This window comes from Kineosporia sp. NBRC 101731, assembly GCF_030269305.1.
Classification (GTDB): domain Bacteria; phylum Actinomycetota; class Actinomycetes; order Actinomycetales; family Kineosporiaceae; genus Kineosporia.
The window spans coordinates 22,245-41,696 of record NZ_BSTC01000028.1 but is presented as its reverse complement, the minus strand read 5'-3'; the positions used below and the strand labels follow the sequence as shown (position 1 = coordinate 41,696).

General features: G+C 69.4%; 16 protein-coding genes. 5 read left to right on the top strand and 11 right to left on the bottom strand.

Annotation, left to right across the window (positions count from 1 at the left end; translation table 11 throughout):
* Positions 1 to 135: 135 nt before the first annotated feature.
* The 9 genes from QSK05_RS35750 to QSK05_RS35710 all read right to left on the bottom strand — a co-directional run bounded on the left by QSK05_RS35750 (position 136) and on the right by QSK05_RS35710 (position 11,451).
* Positions 136 to 798, bottom strand: a complete 663-nt coding sequence (locus QSK05_RS35750) for a GntR family transcriptional regulator (RefSeq protein WP_285601858.1) — start codon at positions 796 to 798, stop codon at positions 136 to 138.
* Between the two features lie 38 nt (positions 799 to 836).
* On the bottom strand, positions 837 to 2,219 hold the full coding sequence (locus QSK05_RS35745; RefSeq protein ID WP_285601857.1) for an amidase family protein: 1,383 nt from the start codon (positions 2,217 to 2,219) through the stop codon (positions 837 to 839).
* 16 nt (positions 2,220 to 2,235) lie between these two features.
* The gene (locus QSK05_RS35740) at positions 2,236 to 3,054 is read right to left on the bottom strand and encodes a sulfurtransferase (protein WP_285601856.1); all 819 of its coding nucleotides are present in this window, start codon (positions 3,052 to 3,054) and stop codon (positions 2,236 to 2,238) included.
* Positions 3,051 to 4,391, bottom strand: a complete 1,341-nt coding sequence (locus tag QSK05_RS35735) for an LLM class flavin-dependent oxidoreductase (protein WP_285601855.1) — start codon at positions 4,389 to 4,391, stop codon at positions 3,051 to 3,053. Before QSK05_RS35735 ends, QSK05_RS35740 begins: the two co-directional genes overlap by 4 nt.
* A 90-nt stretch (positions 4,392 to 4,481) precedes the next feature.
* On the bottom strand, positions 4,482 to 5,261 hold the full coding sequence (thiM, locus tag QSK05_RS35730) for a hydroxyethylthiazole kinase (RefSeq protein WP_285601854.1): 780 nt from the start codon (positions 5,259 to 5,261) through the stop codon (positions 4,482 to 4,484).
* 260 nt (positions 5,262 to 5,521) lie between these two features.
* The gene (locus QSK05_RS35725) at positions 5,522 to 6,580 is read right to left on the bottom strand and encodes a phosphotransferase family protein (RefSeq protein ID WP_285601853.1); all 1,059 of its coding nucleotides are present in this window, start codon (positions 6,578 to 6,580) and stop codon (positions 5,522 to 5,524) included.
* Entirely contained in the window at positions 6,580 to 7,932 is a 1,353-nt protein-coding gene (locus QSK05_RS35720; RefSeq protein ID WP_285601852.1) for a hypothetical protein, read from the bottom strand. Before QSK05_RS35720 ends, QSK05_RS35725 begins: the two co-directional genes overlap by 1 nt.
* 237 nt (positions 7,933 to 8,169) lie before the next feature.
* The gene (locus QSK05_RS35715; protein ID WP_285601851.1) at positions 8,170 to 10,734 is read right to left on the bottom strand and encodes a hypothetical protein; all 2,565 of its coding nucleotides are present in this window, start codon (positions 10,732 to 10,734) and stop codon (positions 8,170 to 8,172) included.
* A gap of 66 nt (positions 10,735 to 10,800) precedes the next feature.
* The gene (locus QSK05_RS35710) at positions 10,801 to 11,451 is read right to left on the bottom strand and encodes a ribonuclease H family protein (RefSeq protein ID WP_285601850.1); all 651 of its coding nucleotides are present in this window, start codon (positions 11,449 to 11,451) and stop codon (positions 10,801 to 10,803) included.
* 206 nt (positions 11,452 to 11,657) lie between these two features.
* Between QSK05_RS35710 and QSK05_RS35705 the strand changes: the two genes are divergently transcribed.
* Positions 11,658 to 13,337, top strand: coding sequence for a CYTH and CHAD domain-containing protein (locus tag QSK05_RS35705; protein ID WP_285601849.1), 1,680 nt, complete (start codon positions 11,658 to 11,660; stop codon positions 13,335 to 13,337).
* 147 nt (positions 13,338 to 13,484) lie between these two features.
* Positions 13,485 to 14,762, top strand: coding sequence for an aspartate aminotransferase type Ic (locus tag QSK05_RS35700; protein WP_285601848.1), 1,278 nt, complete (start codon positions 13,485 to 13,487; stop codon positions 14,760 to 14,762).
* A gap of 52 nt (positions 14,763 to 14,814) precedes the next feature.
* Here QSK05_RS35700 and QSK05_RS35695 read toward each other — a convergent pair whose 3' ends face one another.
* Both QSK05_RS35695 and QSK05_RS35690 read right to left on the bottom strand, forming a co-directional pair.
* On the bottom strand, positions 14,815 to 15,285 hold the full coding sequence (locus QSK05_RS35695; RefSeq protein ID WP_285601847.1) for a hypothetical protein: 471 nt from the start codon (positions 15,283 to 15,285) through the stop codon (positions 14,815 to 14,817).
* Between the two features lie 85 nt (positions 15,286 to 15,370).
* Positions 15,371 to 16,264 carry a DUF4230 domain-containing protein gene (locus tag QSK05_RS35690; protein WP_285601846.1) on the bottom strand — a complete coding sequence of 298 codons (894 nt, stop codon included), beginning with the start codon at positions 16,262 to 16,264 and terminating at the stop codon, positions 15,371 to 15,373.
* A 209-nt stretch (positions 16,265 to 16,473) separates the two neighbouring features.
* Between QSK05_RS35690 and QSK05_RS35685 the strand changes: the two genes are divergently transcribed.
* The 3 genes from QSK05_RS35685 to QSK05_RS35675 are packed head-to-tail and all read left to right on the top strand — an operon-like array spanning position 16,474 to position 19,146.
* Positions 16,474 to 17,433, top strand: a complete 960-nt coding sequence (locus QSK05_RS35685; protein WP_285601845.1) for a metal ABC transporter solute-binding protein, Zn/Mn family — start codon at positions 16,474 to 16,476, stop codon at positions 17,431 to 17,433.
* A 10-nt stretch (positions 17,434 to 17,443) separates the two neighbouring features.
* Positions 17,444 to 18,307, top strand: coding sequence for a metal ABC transporter ATP-binding protein (locus QSK05_RS35680; RefSeq protein ID WP_285601844.1), 864 nt, complete (start codon positions 17,444 to 17,446; stop codon positions 18,305 to 18,307).
* A complete protein-coding gene (locus tag QSK05_RS35675; RefSeq protein WP_352303813.1) occupies positions 18,301 to 19,146 on the top strand; it encodes a metal ABC transporter permease in 846 nt (281 codons plus the stop codon). The genes QSK05_RS35680 and QSK05_RS35675 overlap by 7 nt, the downstream gene beginning before the upstream one ends.
* Positions 19,147 to 19,452: the final 306 nt, after the last annotated feature.

The window sequence follows — 19,452 nt, the reverse complement described above, 5'->3', positions numbered from 1 at the left end:
CCAGGAACCGAAGTGGAAAACCCGGGCAGACCGGGTCATCACTCACGCCCACGCCAGGAAATACCTGAAATCACGATCAGGAAATGACCGCACTCGGCCACTCAAACCGGGTCGGCGGATCCGGGCTCAGGTCTCTCAGTTCGCCGGCGATGTCGGTGAGGTCTGGGCCATCTCCGAAACCAGTTGCAGGATGCGGGTGTCCCGATCGTGCGCCTGGTGTTCGAGCATCAGCGTGCGGGCCCGTTCGCCGTCCTGGCTGCGGATCGCCTCGGTCATCTGCTCGTGCTCGGCGATGCTCGCGTCGAACGTGCCCTCAGCCAGAGGGGTCTTCCACGGAGCGCTCAGCTTGGCCTGGGCGTCGAGTGTGTGCAGCAGGGCACCGATCGTCTGGTTGTGCGCGGCCTGCCGCACCGCCTCGTGCCAGAGGTTGAAACAGCTCCGGATCGCGGCCGGTTCGGTCTCGGTGCGGGTCCGGGCCAGGAGGTCGTCGAGCCTCGCCAGGTCGATCGGACTGCGCCGCAGGGCAGCGGCGTAGGCGGCCGACGACTCCAGGATCGCCCGGGCCTCGAAGATCTCCAGCATCTCCTCGTCGCTGCGCCGGCGCAGGGCGAAACCGCGTTGCGTGGACACCAGCAGGCCGTCGCGCTCGAGCAGGCCGAGGGCCTCGCGGACGGGGGTGCGCGACACCTGGAACTCTTCGCTCAGCACCTGCGGGATCAGCGAGGCGTCTTCCGGGTAGTGGCCGGAGGTCAGCCGGGACCGCAGGGTCGCGTAGATGGTGTCACGGGCGCTGGCCATTCCCGGCCTCCCTTCCAGGGGGATTTGTCGTGCTCAATCTACTCAGGAACGGGTGGATAACCGACGTCGAACCCTCGGGCGTCCTCCAGCCGCCGGAGCACGCCGAGCACCCCGGCGTCGTCGAAGCGTCGCCCGGTGACCTGCACGCTCACCGGTGGCCCGCCCGGGCCGGGGGCGACGGGAACGGTGCCCGCCGGCGTCCCCAAGCGATTCGGCCAGCAGGCGAAACCCATGTGACCCACCGGATGGAGCGGATCGGGGGACGCCTGATCGGCGGGGAACGAGCGGATCGGCAGGGCGGGGGAGAGCACGTGGTCGAACGGGGCGAAGACGGTGCGCACCCGCTCGATGGCGGCGGCCATCCGGCGGGCGTCCAGGGCGGCCCGCACGGCCGAGTGCCCGAACGCCTCTTCGAGCATGGCGCCCACCACCGGGTGGACGGCCCCTCGTCGCGCCGGTTCGGCGCCCAGGTAGTCGGGCAGCCCGTGGTAGATCATGAACCAGTAGACGGTCTCGTAATCATCGTCCGTGACCGGGAGTTCGGGGATCTCGGTGACCTGGGCCCCGAGATCGGCCAGCACGTCGGCCTGGGTGCGCACGGCCCGATCGGTCGGCTCGTCCACCGCGGTACCCCAACCCACGGAGCGCAGCACACCGATCTTCCGGCCCCGCAGGTGCTCCGGCGGAGGGACCGGCTGGAACCGGCCGGGCAGCGCGAACAGGTCGACCGGGTCGTGCTGCCCCAGCACGGCCAGGGCCTGCTCCAGGTCTTCGACGGTTCTCGCCATCGGCCCGGCGCTGCGGTAGTCACCCGCCGGGTCGTAGGCGATGCGGCCCTGCGTCGGCTTGATCGAGGCCAGGCCGCTCAGGGCGGCCGGCAGCCGCACCGAGCCGATCATGTCGGTGCCGACCGCGATCGGGGCCACTCCGGTCACCACGGAACCCGGTGCGCCGGAAGATGAACCACCCGGACTGAGGTTGCTGTCCCAGGCATTGCGGATTACGCCGTGCCGGGAACTCTGCCCGGCCATCAGCATGGCGAAGTCGGGCATGGTGGTCTTCGCGACCACGATCATCCCGGCCTCGCGGGCGCGGCGCACCGGTGCCGCATCCATGACGGACGAGGCGCCCGGGTTCACGGCGGTGCCGTGCCACCGGGGGAGCCCGGTGATGTGGAAGGAGTCCTTGAAGGTGATCGGAACCCCGTCCAGCGGGCCCAGCTGCTCACCGTGCTGATAGCGCCGTGTGCTTTCCTCTGCTGCGGCAAGGGCCTTTTCGGCATCAATGCTGGCGATCGCGTTGAGCTGGTCGGCTTCGGCCGCCCGGATCGAGACCCTGGTGACGTCGAGGGGCGTGAAGTCGCCGGCGGCATACCCGGCAACGAGCTGAGCGCCCGTACCCATTTCCCTGTTCGTGATCATGCAAAACCTCCCCCGATCACGACTGATCAGTGGTCAGCGGGCGGGCCGGGTCGGACTTCCACTCGCTGAGTGAGCCGTCGTAGAGCGTGATCCGCCCGATCGGCAGACCGCCCTCGGTCAGGGCCAGGGCCAGCCCGGCGGCGTTGATCGCGCCGCCGCAGTAGAGCACCACCTGGTCGGCGGCGTCGTACTCCCGGGCGGCCCGGCGGGCCTGGTCCAGGTCGACGGTGCCGTCCGGCGCGAGCAGCGAGGGGTAGGGCAGGCTCGAGCTGTTCGGGATGTGGCCCCTGTCGTATTCGGATCCGCGCAGGGCACACACGACCGGGTCGCCGGCCGAGGGGTTCTCGGACAGCGCCTGCACCTCGGACAGCCCGACGAAGAAGCCCTCCTGGGCAACCGCGGTCACGTCGCCGGGTTGCACCGGGCCCTGGTCCGGACCGGTGACCAGATCGAAACCGGCTGCGGTCCAGGCGGAGAGCCCGCCGTCCAGGACGAAGACCCGCTCGATCCCGAACGACCGGAACACCCACCACAGCCGGGCGGCCCAGGCGCCGGAGAGCCGGTCGTACACCACCACCGTGGTGTCACCGGAAATCCCGACCGAGCGCGCCGCGTCCTCAATCTGTTTCTTCCCGGGTGCCCCGAACGCGAAACCCGCCGCCGGGTCGGAGAACTGCTCGAAGACATCGGCGAACCGGGCCCCCGGCAGGTGACCGGCCTCGTACTCGGGAAGTCCGCTGACGTAACCGGTCTCGGTGCGGCGGATGCTGGCGTCGAGCAGCACCACCTCCTCGAGGTGAGTGGCCAGCCAGGAGGCTGTGACCAGCGAGCTCACGCCTTCACCACCGACGCGGCCCGGTTGCGCCACTCACCCCGCGCGGGCCGGTCCAGGCCGAGCCGGTCACGCAGGGTGCCATCCTCGTAGGAGGTGCGGAACAGCCCACGTCGCTGCAGTTCCGGCACCACCTCGCGGGCGACGTCCTCGAAAGCGCCCGGCACGTGCGTGGCCTGGATCATGAAACCGTCCGCGGCACCGGCCTTCATCCACTGCTCCATGGTGTCCGCGATGTCGCGGGCCGAGCCGATCATGTTGCCTTCGGTGCGGGCGCCGTACCACCGGCCGATCTCGGCCACGGTCAGCTTCTCGCGTTCGGCGAACTCGACCACCTCGCGGTAGTGGCCCTCCACGCCGACCACTTCCAGCGACGGAAGGGGGCCGTCCAGATCGTATTTCGTCAGGTCGACGTTCACGTGGTAGGCCAGCCGGGACAGTCCGGCCTCCACCGAGACCAGGTCGGCGAAGGCCTCGTGCTTGGCCATGGCGTCCCGGACATCGGTGCCGACCACGATCGTGGCGGCCGGCAGGATCTTGACCTGTGCCGGGTCACGGCCGAAGGAGGCGGCCCGCTGCTTGATGTCGGCGTAGAAGTCGATCGCCGAGGCCAGTGACTCGTGTGAGCAGAAGATCACGTCGGCCCAGCGCGAGGCGAAGTCCCGGCCGGCCGGCGAGGCACCGGCCTGGATGATGACCGGGTAGCCCTGCGGGGGCCGGGGCACGCTGAGCGGCCCCTGTACCTTGAAGAACTCGCCCTCGTGGTCGACCGCCTCGACCTCCTCGGGCCGGCCGAACACTCCCGTCGCCTTGTCCCGGATCATCACGTCGTCCGACCAGCTGTCCCACAACCGGGTGCTGACCTCGAGGAACTCCTCGGCCCGGCGGTAGCGGGTGGCGCGGTCGGGGAGCTTGTCCTGGCCGAAGTTCTGCGCCTCGGCGTCCTGGAAACTGGTCACCACGTTCCAGCCGGCCCGGCCCTGGGTCAGGTGATCGAGGGTGGCCAGGCCGCGCGCCACGTTGTACGGCTCCTGGTAACCCGTCGAGATGGTCGCCGCGACGCCGAGATGCGTCGTCACCGCGGCCATCGTGGTGATCACCGGCATCGGGTCGAGGCGCGGCGTGCCGGAGCCCCACTTCACGGCCGGCTCGAACGAGTTGCCCAGGCTGCGCGGCACGGCCATGGCGTCCGGGATGAACACCAGGTCGAAGCAGGCGGCTTCGAGAACCTTGGCGATGTGCGCGTAGTGGGCGGTGGTCAGGAAGCCGTTGCCGGCCTCCGGGTGCCGCCAGCCCACGGTTCCCTGTGGGCCTGCGTTCATGAAGGCGGCGAGGTGCATCGGTTTCCTTTCCGGGCAGTGCTTCTTGCCGGGCAGTGCTTTGAGGACGCGGCTTTGAGGACGCGGTCGGGCTCCGGTCGCGGGGGTGGTTCAGGCCGTCAGCAGCGACAGCTCGTCCACCAGCGCGACGGCGAACTCGCCGGTGCCCTGGGTGCGCGCACCCGCCCGCTCGGCGGCGACCGCGTAGGCGGCGTGGGCGACCTGGGCGGCCACGAAGGGGGAGTTGCCGGCGGCGGCCGCGGCGGCGCAGAAGGCACCCAGACTGCAACCGGCACCTGTCACCTTGGTGAGACGGACGTCCCCACCCGGGACCGAGACCGTGGTGGTGCCGTCGGTGATGTAGTCGACCGGACCGCTGACCGCCACCACGGCGCCGGTGTTGCGGGCGATCTCGGCGATGGCGTCGACGGCCTCGGACGAGCTGGCCGTGGTCTCCACCCCCTTGCCCAGGGCCGCGCCGCCACCCAGGGCGATCAGCTCACTGGCGTTGCCCCGGATGATCGCCGGCTTGAACTCCAGCAGTGACTTCACGAAGGCGTCGTACTCGGGCGCCCCGGCGCCGACCGCGACCGGGTCGAGCACCCACGGCGTGCCGGCGGCCTGCGCGGTGCGCGCGACCTCGGTGAAGCTCTCCTCGCTGCTGCTCATCAGGCCCGCGCTGTTGATCCACACGCCCCCGGCCCCGGCCGGGAAGGTGCGTGTCCAGTCCGACGCCGCACCGATGGCCGGGCCCGCGCCCACCGCGAGCAGCACGTTCGCACTCAGGTTGGCGGCGATGTAGTTGGTCAGGCCGTAGACGAAGGGGGACGCCTGGGCGATGGCCGCGAAGCCCTTGCGGATGTCCTCGTCCTGCCAGCTGATCTCTTGCACGGTGACGTCTCCTCGATGGCGGCGGATCCTGCATGCCACTGTATGCAGCTACATGCAGGCGTGGCTATGAGCTGGCGATGGCTTTAACTGTGCCTTCACATCGGTGCCCTCATGCCAGCGCCTTCATGCCAGCGCCTTCATGCAGGTGCCCTCACCGTGGCGACTGACCCGCGCGCCCTCGTGATCGTCCTCAATCGTCGTGATCATGCAAACTTTCCCCGGGGAAAGTTTGCATGATCACGAACGAAGAGCTCGGGAGGTCAGGCCGACCAGGCGGCCGTCGTGCGCCGCGACGGGATGATTCCCGGGCTGAAGATCGCCGGGTTGTGCAGCATGCGCCAGCGTCGGGTGCGGGTCTGTGGATCGCGCAGGATCGGCAGCTGGTTGAGAGCCTCCCGCCGGTGCCGAGGGCTGTGATCGGCCTTGGCCAGCGAGAATCCGAGGCAGAGCAGCTCACGCACCTGCCCGGCGGCCCGGATCTGCTCGTCGCTGGGGCAGATTCCGCCACTGGCCTGCCGATAGGCGGTCTTCGCCTCGTCGAGCAGTTGCGGCAGGCCACCGAAGCGGCTCACCGTGAGGTACAGCCAGGCGAAGTCGTCCGACCGGCTGCCCCAGCCGGCCTCCTGCCAGTCCAGCACCACGGCCCCGGTACGGGCGTGCACGCAGTTGAGTGCGTGGAAGTCGCGGTGCGCCAGGAGCGGTTCCGGGTCGAGCTCCAGTGCCCGGGCGACCCGTTCCCGCAGGACGTGGGCGAAACGCAGGGCCAGGTCGGCCCGGTCGTGGAACGGGTGCCCGGGCCGCTGGAACGCCTCGACGAGGGTCTGCGCGTGCAACCCCGCCAGCGTCTTGCCCGGCACACCGGTCAGTCGCCGAAGGGCGGACGGGGTGGTCCCGATGCGGTGCAGGATGCCGAGGGTGCGGCCCCAGGTGGTGGCGTCCAGGGGGCCCACGGCGCGGGCGAAGCGGGTCACCGCCACCAGGGAGCCGGCCAGCTGTACCGGTTCGCGGTGCAGCAGCTGAACGATCGGGTTGTGCGGGATCTCGCCGCTGCGCACCAGGGAGTCGGCGATCGGGCTGAGAACCCGGGGCAGGTCGTGCTCCTGGGCGAACGCCGCGGCGGCCGCGGGGTCGGGGTCGAGCAGGACCTTGACGGCCACCTCGCCCCGCAGTGACCCGGCGACCGGGGTGTGCAGCACCTGGCGCTGCGGCCGGTCCCACGGAGTCGGAAGGCTGCGGAGCGGGCCCAGCGGTTTCAGGCCCAGGTGGTCGAGAGCGGTCCGGGCATCGTGTCGTACCCGGAGTGACAGATCTTGGGTCATCACATGCTCCTGCCGGGACGGGTGATGAGCTTGAAGAGATTCGAGTCTTCGAAGAGCATGCGCGCGATCTGTGGATCGGGTGATTCGAGAGCCGTGACGACGGCCTGCAGGCCATCGGCCTTGGACCCGAGATAGGCTGCCTCGTCGGTGAAGTCGCCGTAGTGGGCAGCGGCCTGCGGGGGCATGGACCGCAGGAGTGCGGCGGCGGACCGGACCGCGGCGGCGGGGTCGCAGTCCCATTGTTTGTCGAAGACCGGCAACGGCTCCGCTGCCATCTCGCCCAGGGCGAAGATTCCGGCCACCGCCAGAAGATTCGTCTCGCCGCGGCGAGATCGGTTCATAGTATGGATTTCCGTCTGCACCGAAGGGTTTCGCCATCTGAACGAGCCCATCTGAAAGCCCGGGCCTGACCAGTTCGCCTGCATCTCCTCGTCGTGGCCGCGCTCGACCGACAGGGCCCGCAGGCCGAGAAGCGCTGCCAGATGGGTGTTCGTACCGGTTCCGGTGCCCAGCATGCCGCGCACCCGTGAGGCTGCCAGCAGTCCGGCGAAGCCCCGCAGGGTCAGGCCGCCCCCGAGGCTGGTGACCGGCCGGACCCGGTTGCTGGGATACGTCCGGGCCAGCGTCGTGATCAGTGATTCATTCTGCCGGTCACCGATCTTCACCGAGGCGCCGACGATGAAACGGTGGTCGGGCATCAGCTTCAGGGTCTGGCGGAGCACGGTGGCGTGCTCGTGTGGGGTGAGGGAGTTGTCCACCTCCTTGCGGGCGCCGGTCTCCCGGGTGAAGGCGTTGGAGGCCGAGGGGTTGTAGACCACGACCGGTGCCTGGCCGGGGAAAGCCCGCTCGATCAGGGAGTTCGCGTGGTCGAGCTCCGCCGGGGTGAACCGGATCCGGGTCGGTGTGACGGAACGGTGCCCGGTCACCGAGCCCGGATGCGCGGCCCGGAAGTAGTTGAGCTCCTGCTTGCGGCCCTCCAGCAGCACCTGGCCGTCGTGCCGGAGGGCCCAGCCGGAGTCCCAGGAGACGAGCCGCAGGCCGTCGGCGGGCTCCGGCTCGAACGATCCCGGTTCGATGACCAGGTCGTACGGGCCGGCGGGGGCGCCCTGCCGGGAATCGAAGTGGCGGCCGAACCGGTCGTCCGCGAACAGCGGCAGGTAGGCCGCGTGCGAGGCCAGGTCGATGACGGCCGCGGGAAAGGATTCCCGCGCCCAGGCGAGCCAGGCCGAGTGCCGCAGAAAATCGCCGAAGTACCAGCGATCGGTGCGGTGGAACCAGAGAATCCGGTCGATTCTTCCGCCGGGCGAATGCGATACCAGAGCTTCGGCGGAAAGGAACGAGTCACCGTTCATCGCGCGCCCCTTTTGTCAGTGGCCGGGGTCGGCCGCAGAGGAGGGGAGGGAGCGGGCATCCCCTGCCTTGATCACGTTCGGAGAATCGGGCCTTCGGGTGGCCCGAAATCAGATTGCCGTGATGCAACGCAAAGAATCAAGCCCGAAAGCGAATGAATTCCCTGAAAGGTTCCTTCGGGCAATGCTGGTCACATATTGGTTTGTTTCATTCTGGAAGTCACGGGAACTCGGAAAGCGTTAACGCTTTCCGAGTTCCCGGGCGTAAAGGATCACCACCGGGTCCTGCCAGAAGGCCGAGTGATAGTGCGTCGGGGCCAGCGTGGTGCCGTGCTCGGGCTCCAGCGAGGGCGGGTCGAGACTGATCACGTCGACCTGCTGGCTGCCGGGCACCCGCTGCTGGGGCCGCGGCAGGCCGAACACCCAGCCACCGATGTAGTCACTGCGCCGCACCACGTTGCGCCAGCGGGGTTTCGGCGGCTCGGGGGCGCGCACGCTGGGCGGTGCCGGCTCGACCTCCGAGGGATCGTCGCCGGCGGGGGCCGGTCCCGGCCCGCTGAGCAGGTCCCGCAGGGCCACCGCGGCCGCATGGCCGAAGTAGGCCGGGAAGGCGCGGCCGTACAGCCTTCTCAGCGGTGCGGCGAGAGTGAGCAGGGAGACCCGGCTGAGCACGTCCTCGGGCAGCTGGGCGATCACGGCCGCACTGATCACGGTGCCCTGGCTGTAGCCGGTGAGCAGGACGTGCCGGGGAATCACCTCGATCGCGCCCGACATCTCGCCCGGTACCGGCGTGGTGTGGGGGCCCGAACGGCGGGAGCCGGTGAGCACCCAGATCCGGTCGACCAGTTCGGGCACGGCCTGCTCGGCGTAGCTGGGCGGGGCGAGCGGGTGCACGGCGCGCGGCCAGAACGTGCCGATGTCCCAGATGATGCCGACGGTCTTGCGGGCGTTGGGCGAGCGGATCTGCGCCCGCAGCACCCACACCCCGGAGGCCGCGAGCAGCCCGCCGATGAACACGCCGATCGTCGGCACGATCCCGGCCACCCCGGAGAACGACTGCGTGGTGTGGAGAGCCAGACCCTCGAAGACCCAGAACAGCAGCGCCCAGCTCAGGGTGATGGTGCCCAGGACGGCCGCCACGTCGTCGGTCAGCGCGGCCACGGCCCAGTGCTTCGCCACCTTGGTGACGGCCGCCCGCGGGGCGTCACGCTCCTCCGCCGGGTACCAGTCGGTCACCGCGTCCGGCCCGCCGTCGAGGGGCGCGGACCCGGCTTTGCCCGTGGTGAAACGCTTGATCAGCCGCCGGTAACGCAGGTACAGCAGGCCGAGCAGGATCAAGATCGTGATCAGGTTGAACACCGCGCCGGCGGAGTAGGCGAACATCGAGTCGGGCAGCATGATGCTGCTGTCCCAGTCGGCGTCCACCTTGTGCAGCGAGAAGCCGTTCGGCTCGCCGAAGACCCGTGCCACGGAGACGTTGAGCGCCGCGGTGAGGACCCCGCCCAGCATCACCCCGAGCAGTGCGGTCACCGGTGAGGCGTAGCCCCGCAGGAACGGCCTCCAGCCGTGCGGCTGCTCGTCTCCCGAGCGCAGCAGCAGCCAGGCGACCAGCACCGCGAGCACGGCCAGCAGGCCGAACTGCACCACGGTGAGAACCGTGATCGCGCCGAGCAGTCCGTACGGCGCGGCGTGCCGCGGGTCGGCGGGCGCGCCCTCGATCACCCACGGCGAGGCAACCACCCCGGCCAGCAGGACCAGGGCCGAGGCCCAGGCCAGGGCCTTGAACGCGGTGGCGAACCGGGCCACGTCGTCGTTGCCACCCACGGTGTCGCGGTCGGCAACGAACCCGGCGAGCACCACGGCCGCGAGCAGGATGGTGCCGGAGACCGCGATCTGGGCCTTCTGCCAGGAGCCGAGTGTGCTGGTGCATCCGGCCAGGGCCAGCGAGATGGTGGCGAAGGCGGCGGCGATGTGGGTGTTGCGCAGCCGGGCGGCGGCCGCGGCACCCCGCCAGAAGCCCCGGTCGCGCAGCGTCAGCCGGCCCGAGGGCAGCCGGTCACGCCGGTTCTCGCCGTCCACCTGCACGCCGGGCGCGTAGCTGCCCCGACCGGTGCTGAACGCCTCGTAGTGACTGGCGGTCGCGGCCCCGGCGTACCAGAGCGCCCCGATCACCGAGGCGACGGCGAGGGTGGCCAGGGACATCCGGGTCGCCGTCGAGGCGCCGGTGTACCAGCTCAGCCACCACCACGAGGCGCCGAGCCGTTCTACGCCGTTCTGCCAGGCGATGGTGGAGTGGAAGAGCGTGACCAGGCTGCCGACGAACTGCACGGTCGAGGCCAGGGCCAGCAACCGGACCACGATCCGGGCCAGGGCGTGGGCGCTGAGCAGACGCCGCCCGCGGCCCTTGGCCGGACCGGCCGGGAGCATGTAGTAGGCGACGTTGTAGAGCATGAACGGCAACAGCAGCAGCCACGACGCCGAGGCCAGGGCCCGCGCCGTGAGACCGCCCCAGACGTAGGCCTCCAGGGGCCAGGGCACCGACGGCCGGCCCACCCCGTCCGGACTCCAGCGCCGGTAGAACGCTGTCGGCCGGGTGCCGCCCACCTGCAGCACGTGCGGGTGCTCCAGGATCACCGGGCCGGTACTGCCGGACACTCCGTGGATGCGCAGTTCCAGCGGCAGGTCGGGCTCGTCCTCCCACTGCTGGTCGACCAGCGCCCCGGCCCGTGCGGCCTGGGCCGGGCTGGTCAGGTCGTCGCCGTTGTAGCCGTACGGGCTCTGCAGTCCGAGCGAGATCCCTGACACCTGGTGGCGCCTCCCCGTCGATTGGCCTACCGGTCACATCCGGTCCCTATCCGGGTCGCGCCCGGGTCACACCTGGGTCTTGCCCGCCTCCACGGCCAGCTGGTCGACCAGATCGTTCATTTCGTCGCCGGAGTGCCCCTTGACCCAGCGGAACGAGATGTCGCCCCGGTCGCGGAACGCCTCGATCAGGGGTTCCCAGAGGTCCCGGTTGGCCACGGGCTTCTTCTGGCTGTTCACCCAGCCGCGGGCCAGCCAGCCCCGCCACCACTCGTCCCGGAAACAGTTCACGACGTAGGTGGAGTCGCTCACCACGACGAGCGGGCCCTCCAGCGCCTGGATCGCCCGGAGCGCGGCGCTGACCTCCATGCGCTGGTTGGTGGTCTTCGGTTCCCCGCCGCTGCCCTGCCGGCCGTCCTTCGTGGCCCAGGCCCAGCCGCCCGGCCCGGGATTGCCCGAGCAGGCGCCGTCGGTCCATACCTCGAGGGCGCCGTCGATCGCGGCCATGTCGGGCTTGCGCGCCTTGGCGGTCTTCGCGGCGCCCTGCTTCGCGGCGATGGTGCTGCTGCCCACCCCGGGCAGCAGCGAGTCGTTCTCGCTGGCCGCCACCGCACAGGTGGAGTGCACCCATTTTCCGCCGGCCTTGGAGATCTCCTCGCCGGGCATGACGCGGCCCGAACACTGGGCGCAGGTGGTGGGGAAGCGGGCGGTCATCGGCATCGAGCCAGTGTAGGGATTCGCCGACCGCACGAAGGGGAGACGCCGTGCGCACCTGTCCTTCCCGGGTCACGATGGGTGATCCGGGACCACGGAGGCCGGCGTTCTCCCCGGTAAACGGAATCTGAACGGGTTTCATCTGGTTGATGAACAGGGCACGGTGGTCCCGTACGACCGGCCCGAACCGGGCCCCGACGAAAGGAACGCCAGTGGTAGCGGCAACTCATACCGAGATCGAGATCAAGCTGGACGCCGATCCGGAGTTCGCCCTGCCCGATCTGAGCGCTCTGCCCGGGGTCGCCTCGGTCGGCCCGGCCGACGAGCACCGTCTCCAGGCGACCTACCTGGACAGCGAAGACTTCCGGCTGATCCGCGGCGGTACCACGCTGCGCCGCCGGACCGGGGGCAACGACGCCGGCTGGCACCTCAAGCTGAAGCAGCCGATCAAGGGGTCAGCCGCCGACAGTCGCCTGGAGATCCACGAGCCGCTGGGCCGGGGCGTGCGCACGGTTCCCGCCTCGCTGCTCGGACTGGTGCGGGTGCAACTGCGCGGCGCCCAGGTGTCGCCGGTCGCGCTGATCTCCACCACCCGCACCGTGCGTAACCTCCTCGCGAAAGACGGCACCGTGCTCGCGGAGGTGGCCGACGACCTGGTCTCGGCGCATTCGCTGGGGCACGAGACCACGGCCGTCTCCTGGCGCGAGATCGAGGTGGAGCTCGTCGACGGTGATCTGGAGCTGCTCACCGTGGCCCGGGAGCTCCTGCTGGCGAACGGTGCCCGCCCCTCCGACGTGCAGTCGAAGATCGGCCGCGCGCTGGCCGGGCGCCTGCTCACCGCCGAGCCGGCCGAACTCGAGGCGGACGGGCTCGACGGTGTGGTGGAGACGGTCGACGATCTCCTCATCGAGCCGCTGCCGCCGAAGAAGGGCGGGAAGAAGAAGGGCGGCCCCGCTCTGCGCACGGTGCGGGTGGAGCAGCCCCGCGAGACGGTGGTCGTCGCTCCGGTGGCCGCCGGTGACGTGGCGCAGGACTACCTGACCGAGCAGTTCGCCCAGCTCGTGGCCCTGGACCCGCGGGTGCGCCTGGACAAGGACGACGCGGTGCACCAGATGCGGGTGGCCACACGCCGCCTGCGCACCGCTCTGGCCACCTTCCGGCCGTTCTTCGCCCCGGACGCGGTCACGTCGCTGCGCGAGGAGCTGAAGTGGCTGGGTTCCGACGTGCTCGGCCCGGTGCGTGACGCCGAGGTGATCCGCGAGAAGCTGCTCGCGGACGTCGCCGCGCTGCCCGCCGAGCTGGTGCTGGGTCCGGTGGCCCGGCGCATCCAGCTGGAGATGGGCGCCGAGTACCGGAGCGCTCACGAGTCGGCGGTCGCCGAACTCGACGGCGACCGTTATCTGGCCCTGATCGACGAACTCGAGGCGTTCGTCGCCGCCCCGCCGTTCAGCGTGCGCGCCAGTAACCCCGCGGCCGACGAACTGCGCAAGGTGGTGCGCAAGGCCGCCGGCCGGGTGAGCCAGCACGTCGACGTGCTCGCCGGTGAGACCGTTGGAAGCCCTGAGCACGACTTCCACCTGCACGAGGTACGGATCAAGGCCAAGCGCGCCCGCTACGCCACCGAGGCCGCCCGGCCGGTGATCGGCAAGCCGGCCAAGCAGGTCGCGAAGGGGATGGAGAGCATCACCGAGACCCTGGGCAATCACCAGGACGGCGTGGTGCAGCGGCAGTGGCTGCGCGATCTGGGGGTGCGCGCCCACGGTGCGGGCGAGAACGGATTCACGTTCGGTCTGCTGCACGGCCGGATCGCCGCCGCCGCTGAGCACGACGAGAATTTGTTCACCGCCGCGTGGGACCAGACCCGCGCTGCTCTCGCGGTCTGGCCGGGCTGACGGAAATCTTGCGAAACCATCGGTCGGTGGCCGTAAATCACCGACCGATGGGGGTCGTTCCCGGAGTATCGAATGGCGGTACCGACAGCAGACACTTGTAAAGTCGGGGTTGGCACATGCCACTCAGCAGCTCCCGGGAGAGAGACGATGACCACCGACTTGGGCGCGCAGAACCTCACTGCGCTCCTCGACAGCGCTCGGCAGGACTACTCGGAACTGGCCGGTCGCGGCCTGAAGCTCGACCTCACCCGGGGCAAGCCGGCGGCGGATCAGCTGGATCTCGCCGACGAGCTGCTCACGCTGCCCGGCACGAAGACGCACCAGGCGGCCGACGGTACCGACACGCGAAACTACGGTGGCCTGAACGGTCTGCTGGAGCTGCGCCAGATCTTCGCCGGCCTGCTCCAGGTGCCGGTGGGGCAGCTGCTCGCGGCGGGCAACTCCAGCCTCGAGCTGATGCACGACGCCTTCGTGCAGGCTCTGCTCGGCCAGGTGCCGGGGGCGCAGTCCCGCTGGGCCGACCAGGGCCCGATCAAGTTCCTCGCCCCGGTTCCCGGCTACGACCGGCACTTCTCGATCTGTGAGCGCTTCGGTATCGAGATGATCCCGGTGCCGATGACGCAGACCGGTCCCGACATGGACGTGGTGACGCGTCTGGTCGCGGAGGATGCCTCGATCAAGGGCATCTGGTGCATCCCGAAGTACAGCAACCCCACCGGCACCGTCTACTCCGACGAGACGGTTCGTCAGCTGGCCGAGATGCCCACCGCCGCGCCCGATTTCCGGATTTTCTGGGACAACGCGTACTCGGTGCACCACCTCACCGACGATCGGGTCGAGATCGCCGACCTGCTCGGCCTGGCCACCGCCGCGGGTAACGCCGACCGGGTGTTCGTGTTCGGCTCCACCTCGAAGATCACCTTCGCCGGGGCCGGCGTCGGCTTCTTCGGGGCGTCCGAGGCCAACATCAAGTGGTGGCTGGCCGGCCTGAGCAAGCGTTCCATCGGGCCGGACAAGGTCAACCAGCTGCGTCACGCCACCTTCCTGGGCAGCGCAGAAGGCGTACTGGCGCACATGGAGAAGCACCGCGCCCTGATCGGGCCCAAGTTCGAGGCCACCCTGCGCATCCTGAACGAGCAGCTCGGCGGCACCGGTCTGGCCACCTGGACCGAGCCCAAGGGTGGCTACTTCATCACCCTGGAGGTGCCGGAGGGCACGGCGTCGGACATCGTGGCCCGCGCCGCCGAGATCGGCGTCGTGCTGACCCCGGCCGGTGCCACCCACCCGCTGGGGCAGGACCCGACCGACTCGATCATCCGCGTCGCCCCGACCTTCCCCACCCTGGCCGACCTCGAGGTGGCCGTGCTGGCGCTCACCACCTGCGTGAAGCTGGCCGGCTACGAGCAGAAGATCAAGCAGCAGTAACCAACAGCGGACGCGGGGGGCGACGGGAGTCGTCCCCCGTTCTGTTTTGCTGTCAGTCGAGCGAGTCGAGGTCTTTCTGACCGATGGTGTGCACCTCGCCGAGACCGCTCAGATCTAAGGAACCCATCTCGGAACCCATCTCGAACTGGATCATGCCGGAACTTTTTCCGCTCTCCGTCGTCCGGACCGGCCAGACCAGGTGGCTCGTGTCGCCGTCTTCGGTCCGGAGCGGGGTCTGCACCACGTAGTCCAGGTTGTCGCGGTCTTGGACCTGTTGCTTCAGGCCGTCACTCCAGGCGCTGTTCTCGGTCACCTTCACCCAGGTCACCGGGGCGACAACCGTGCTCCCGTCGAAATCGAGGGAGCCGACCAGCTGTTTCACCCCGGCCGGGACGCCTTCCCCTTCGTCCTTCGACCCGTGCGAGCGGATGACGGCGAAGAGGATGAGCATGACGGCCAGCGCGATCAGGCCGATGGCCGGGGTGGTCAGGCGGCGGTTGGGTCTGGAAGGTTCGATGGCCACCTCCGTCACGATAGACGGTGGGTCCGACAGAACGACGGGGGACGATGCTGGTGTGCATCGTCCCCCGTTGTTGCTTTTCTGGTGGTTACCGGGCGAAGTTCACCGTGACCTTGGTGAAGCCCAGCGGCTCCAGCAGGCCCTCGAGCGTGGCCCGGGTGTTCTTCTCGGCCCGCTCCCGCAGCTCGTCGGTCTCCGCAGCGGCCTGCGAAAGGCGCTGTGAGGCCAGGCCGTACAGCACCGAGGTCTCCTTCGAGTCGTCGGTGAACGCGCCCTTCACCCGGTCGAACACACCCCGGTCGCGGCTGTAGACGTAGCTGCGGTCGTAGTCGATCGTGGGGCTGCTCATCGTGGGGGTGGGCAGGTTGATCGTGGCCTCGGTGCGGTCGTCGTTCATCACGATCGCGCCCTCACCGAGCTTGCTGAGGTTCACCCCGGCGTCCACCGAGCCGGCCGCGATGAACAGCGTGCGCTGCCCGGCCAGGAACGACGGCACCGGCTTGACGTCTTTCTCCACGTCGACGACCAGCTCGTAGTAGCCACTGGCGGCCTCGAACTGGCCGAGGTCCTGGATCGACTGCAGCACGGCCGGGCCGGAACGGTCGATGGTCTGGTTCTTCACCAGGCCCTTGAACGGGTTCAGCCGGTCGATCGCTCCCGTCGTCAGGTTCAGCGCGAGCGCGCCGGACACGATCAGCACGGCCACCACCAGCGCGGCCGTCAGGAAGCCGGAGCGCTTCCGCGGCGGCTCGGTCTTGTAGACGATCGTGTCGCCGCCGGTGCGCTTGTCGCCGCCGTTGCCCGAGGTCGGCAGCGGCTCGGTCTGCTCCTTGCGGCGCCCGACCAGGCTCCGTCGCTGAGCGCCGTTCTCGGCCTTCTCCAGGCCGCCCGCGGGGCTGGCGGTGAGCGATCGCTCCTGCTCGCCGGAGCCGGTTGCGGACTCTCCGGACACCTCGGACCTGGTCGTTGTCTTCTGCCCCATGACGCCCTCCACCCTTGTGTGTCCGTCTAGTCCGGTTGGTGGTGATTGATCACCTTGTGACGCCTACATGATCGTCTCACTTCAGACGCAGGTGCGCCCATTCAGGTTGCATGGGGGACGCGTGGTAGCGTGAGAACGCTACTGAGGATCATTCTCATGTAGCTCCCTCGGCACGTGGGTGCAGGCTTTCTCGGAAGGACGGCGTCGTGATGGCGTGGAACGTTGGGCACAAGCGCGGACGGGCACTCGCCCTGGGCACGGCGAGCATGTGCGTACTCGGGCTGACCGCCTGCGGCAGCGGGTCGTCCGACGGGGGCACCGCCTCGTCGCAGGACGCGCTCAACGTGGTGACGGTGACCAACGTGTACGGCGATATCGCGGCCCAGGTCGGCGGCGATGCGGTGAAGGTGACCTCGATCATCAGCAGTGCCGCGCAGGACCCGCACTCGTTCGAGGCCGACACGCGGACCCAGCTGGCCGTCTCGAAGGCCGACCTGGTGATCGAGAACGGGGGGCACTACGACGACTTCATGGATCAGCTGATCGAGGTGGCCAAGAGTGACGCCCCGGTGATCAACGCGGTCGAGGTCTCTGGTCTGGAGGGTCTGGAAGAGACCACGGCCACCGAGGACGAGCACGCGCACGGTGAGTTCAACGAGCACGTCTGGTACGACCTGGAGAGCGTCCAGAAGGTCGCCGACGAGATCGCGGCTGATCTGGGCCAGGCCCGGCCCGACCAGGCCGCCACGTTCACGGCCAACGCCAAGGCCTTCAACAGCCGGCTCGACGCCGTGATCAAGCTCGAGGACGAGGCCAAGGCGAAGTACGACGGGCAGGGCGTGGCCATCACCGAGCCGGTGCCTCTCTACCTGCTCGAGCACATCGGCCTGGTGAACAAGACGCCTGAGGCCTTCAGCGAGGCGGTCGAGGAGGGCAACGACATCCCGATCAAGGTGCTCGACGAGACCCTGAAGATCTTCTCCGGCGGTGACGTGCAGGCGTTCGTCTACAACGAGCAGACCACCAGCGCGGAGACCGAGAAGCTGTTGGCCCAGGCCCGGACCGACGGTGTCCCGACGGTCGGCGTGACCGAGACCCTGCCCGAGGGCCAGGACTACGTGGGCTGGATGACGGCGAACGTCGAGGCGGTAACCTCGGCGCTCGGATGATGAGGGTTTGATGAGTGACATTGAAGACGGCGCGCAGCTCGTGCGCCTGAGCGGCGCCGCACTCGGGTTCGACGCGGGCGAACCACTCTGGGAAGACCTGGACCTGACCGTCAGACCCGGGGAGTTCGTCGCCGTGCTCGGCGCGAACGGTTCCGGCAAGACCACCCTGCTGCGCTGCCTGCTCGGGATGCAGCCGCTGTCGGCCGGCACGATCAGCGTGCTCGGCAAGACGCCGACTGCCGCCCGGCGCGAGGTCGGCTACGTGCCGCAGCAGCGCCGCTTCGACCCCCTCACCCCGGTGCGGGCCCGTGACCTGGTCGGTTACGGGTACGACGGGCACCAGTGGGGTCTGCCGATGCTGAACCGCCGGCAGCGGCGCGAGCGCATCGACGCCGCACTTGCCGAGGTCGGGGCCACCCGGTTCGCCGATGCCCCGGCCTCCCGGCTCTCCGGCGGTCAGCAGCAGCTGCTGCGGATCGCCCAGGCCCTGGCCTGCGACCCGCAGTTGCTGCTCTGCGACGAGCCGCTGCTCTCGCTCGACCTGCACCACCAGCGCGAGGTGTGCGCCGTGGTGGACCGTCGCCGGCGCGACCACAACACCGGCGTCGTCTTCGTCACCCACGAGATCAACCCGGTGCTGCCCTACGCCGACCGGGTGCTGTACCTGGCCGGCGGCCGGTTCACGATCGGCCCGGTGGACGAGGTGATGACCTCGCAGACCCTGACCCGGCTGTACGGTTCGCCCGTCGATGTCCTGCGGGTGCGCGGGCAACTGGTGGTCGTCGGGATTCCCGACCGCCCCGTCCAGCATTCTTCCGACGAGCTCCACGACGAGCCCCGCGACGAGGCCCCCGAAAGCGCAGGCCCATCGTGAGCTGGGACAAGATCTTCAACTTCGCCGACTACAGCGAGCTGTTGCCCCTGGTGCACAACTCGCTGCTGGCCGGTCTGATCCTCGGCATCGTCGGCGGCCTCATCAGCACCTTCGTGGTGATGCGGGACCTGCCCTTCGCCGTGCACGGCATCAGCGAGCTGTCGTTCGCCGGGGCTTCGGGATTCCTGCTGCTCGGGCTGAACGTGGTGGCCGGGTCGCTGGTCGGCTCGCTCGGGGCCGCGATCCTCATCGGGCTGCTCGGGGTTCGGGCCCGTGACCGCAACTCCTGGATCGGCGTGCTGATGCCGTTCGGGCTGGGCCTGGGCGTGCTCTTCCTGGCGCTCTACGAGGGCCGGGCCGCGAACAAGTTCGGTCTGCTCACCGGTCAGATCGTGGCCATCGACACGCCCGCGCTGTCCTGGCTGGCGGTGATCTCGGTGATCGTGGTCGGGGTGATGCTGCTGATCTGGCGCCCGCTCTCCTTCGCCAGTACCGACCCCGAGGTGGCTCAGGCCCGAGGCATCCCGCTAGGTCCGCTCTCGTTGCTCTTCATGGTGCTGCTCGGTCTTGTCGTGGCCATGTCGGTGCAGGTCGTCGGGGCTCTGCTGGTGCTGAGCATCGTGGTCACCCCGGGTGCTGCCGCCGTACGCCTGGCCTCCACCACCGCCGGCGCGACCGTGCTGAGCATCCTCTTCGCCACCGTCTCGATGATCGGGGGCATCCTGCTCGCCCTCGGCAGCAGCGTGCCGATCAGCCCCTACGTCACCACCATCTCCTTCGCGATCTACCTGGTCTGCCGGCTCATCGCGACGGCGCAGGGCCGCAGTCGCGCTCTCTAGATTTTCCTGCCCCGCCGGGTGCCGAGCTGCATATTTGTGCCGACTAGTACCCAAAATGGACGATTGTGGACATAATCCCTGTGTCGAGGTAGCCGCGCCCCGGGGTGAGGTTGCTGGAACAGCCGACGGGAACGCTCACTGCCGACCTCCCGCGACTTCGACCCGCGGGCCAGAGCGGTTGGTCACCTGGCTAGTTCCGGGCACGTATGAGGAGGGTCCATATGAACGAGTTCAAGGCAACGGCATATGTCAAGGCTGCGGGCGTCGTGACGGCCGTCGTCACCCTCGCAGTGCTGGTGGGCGCCT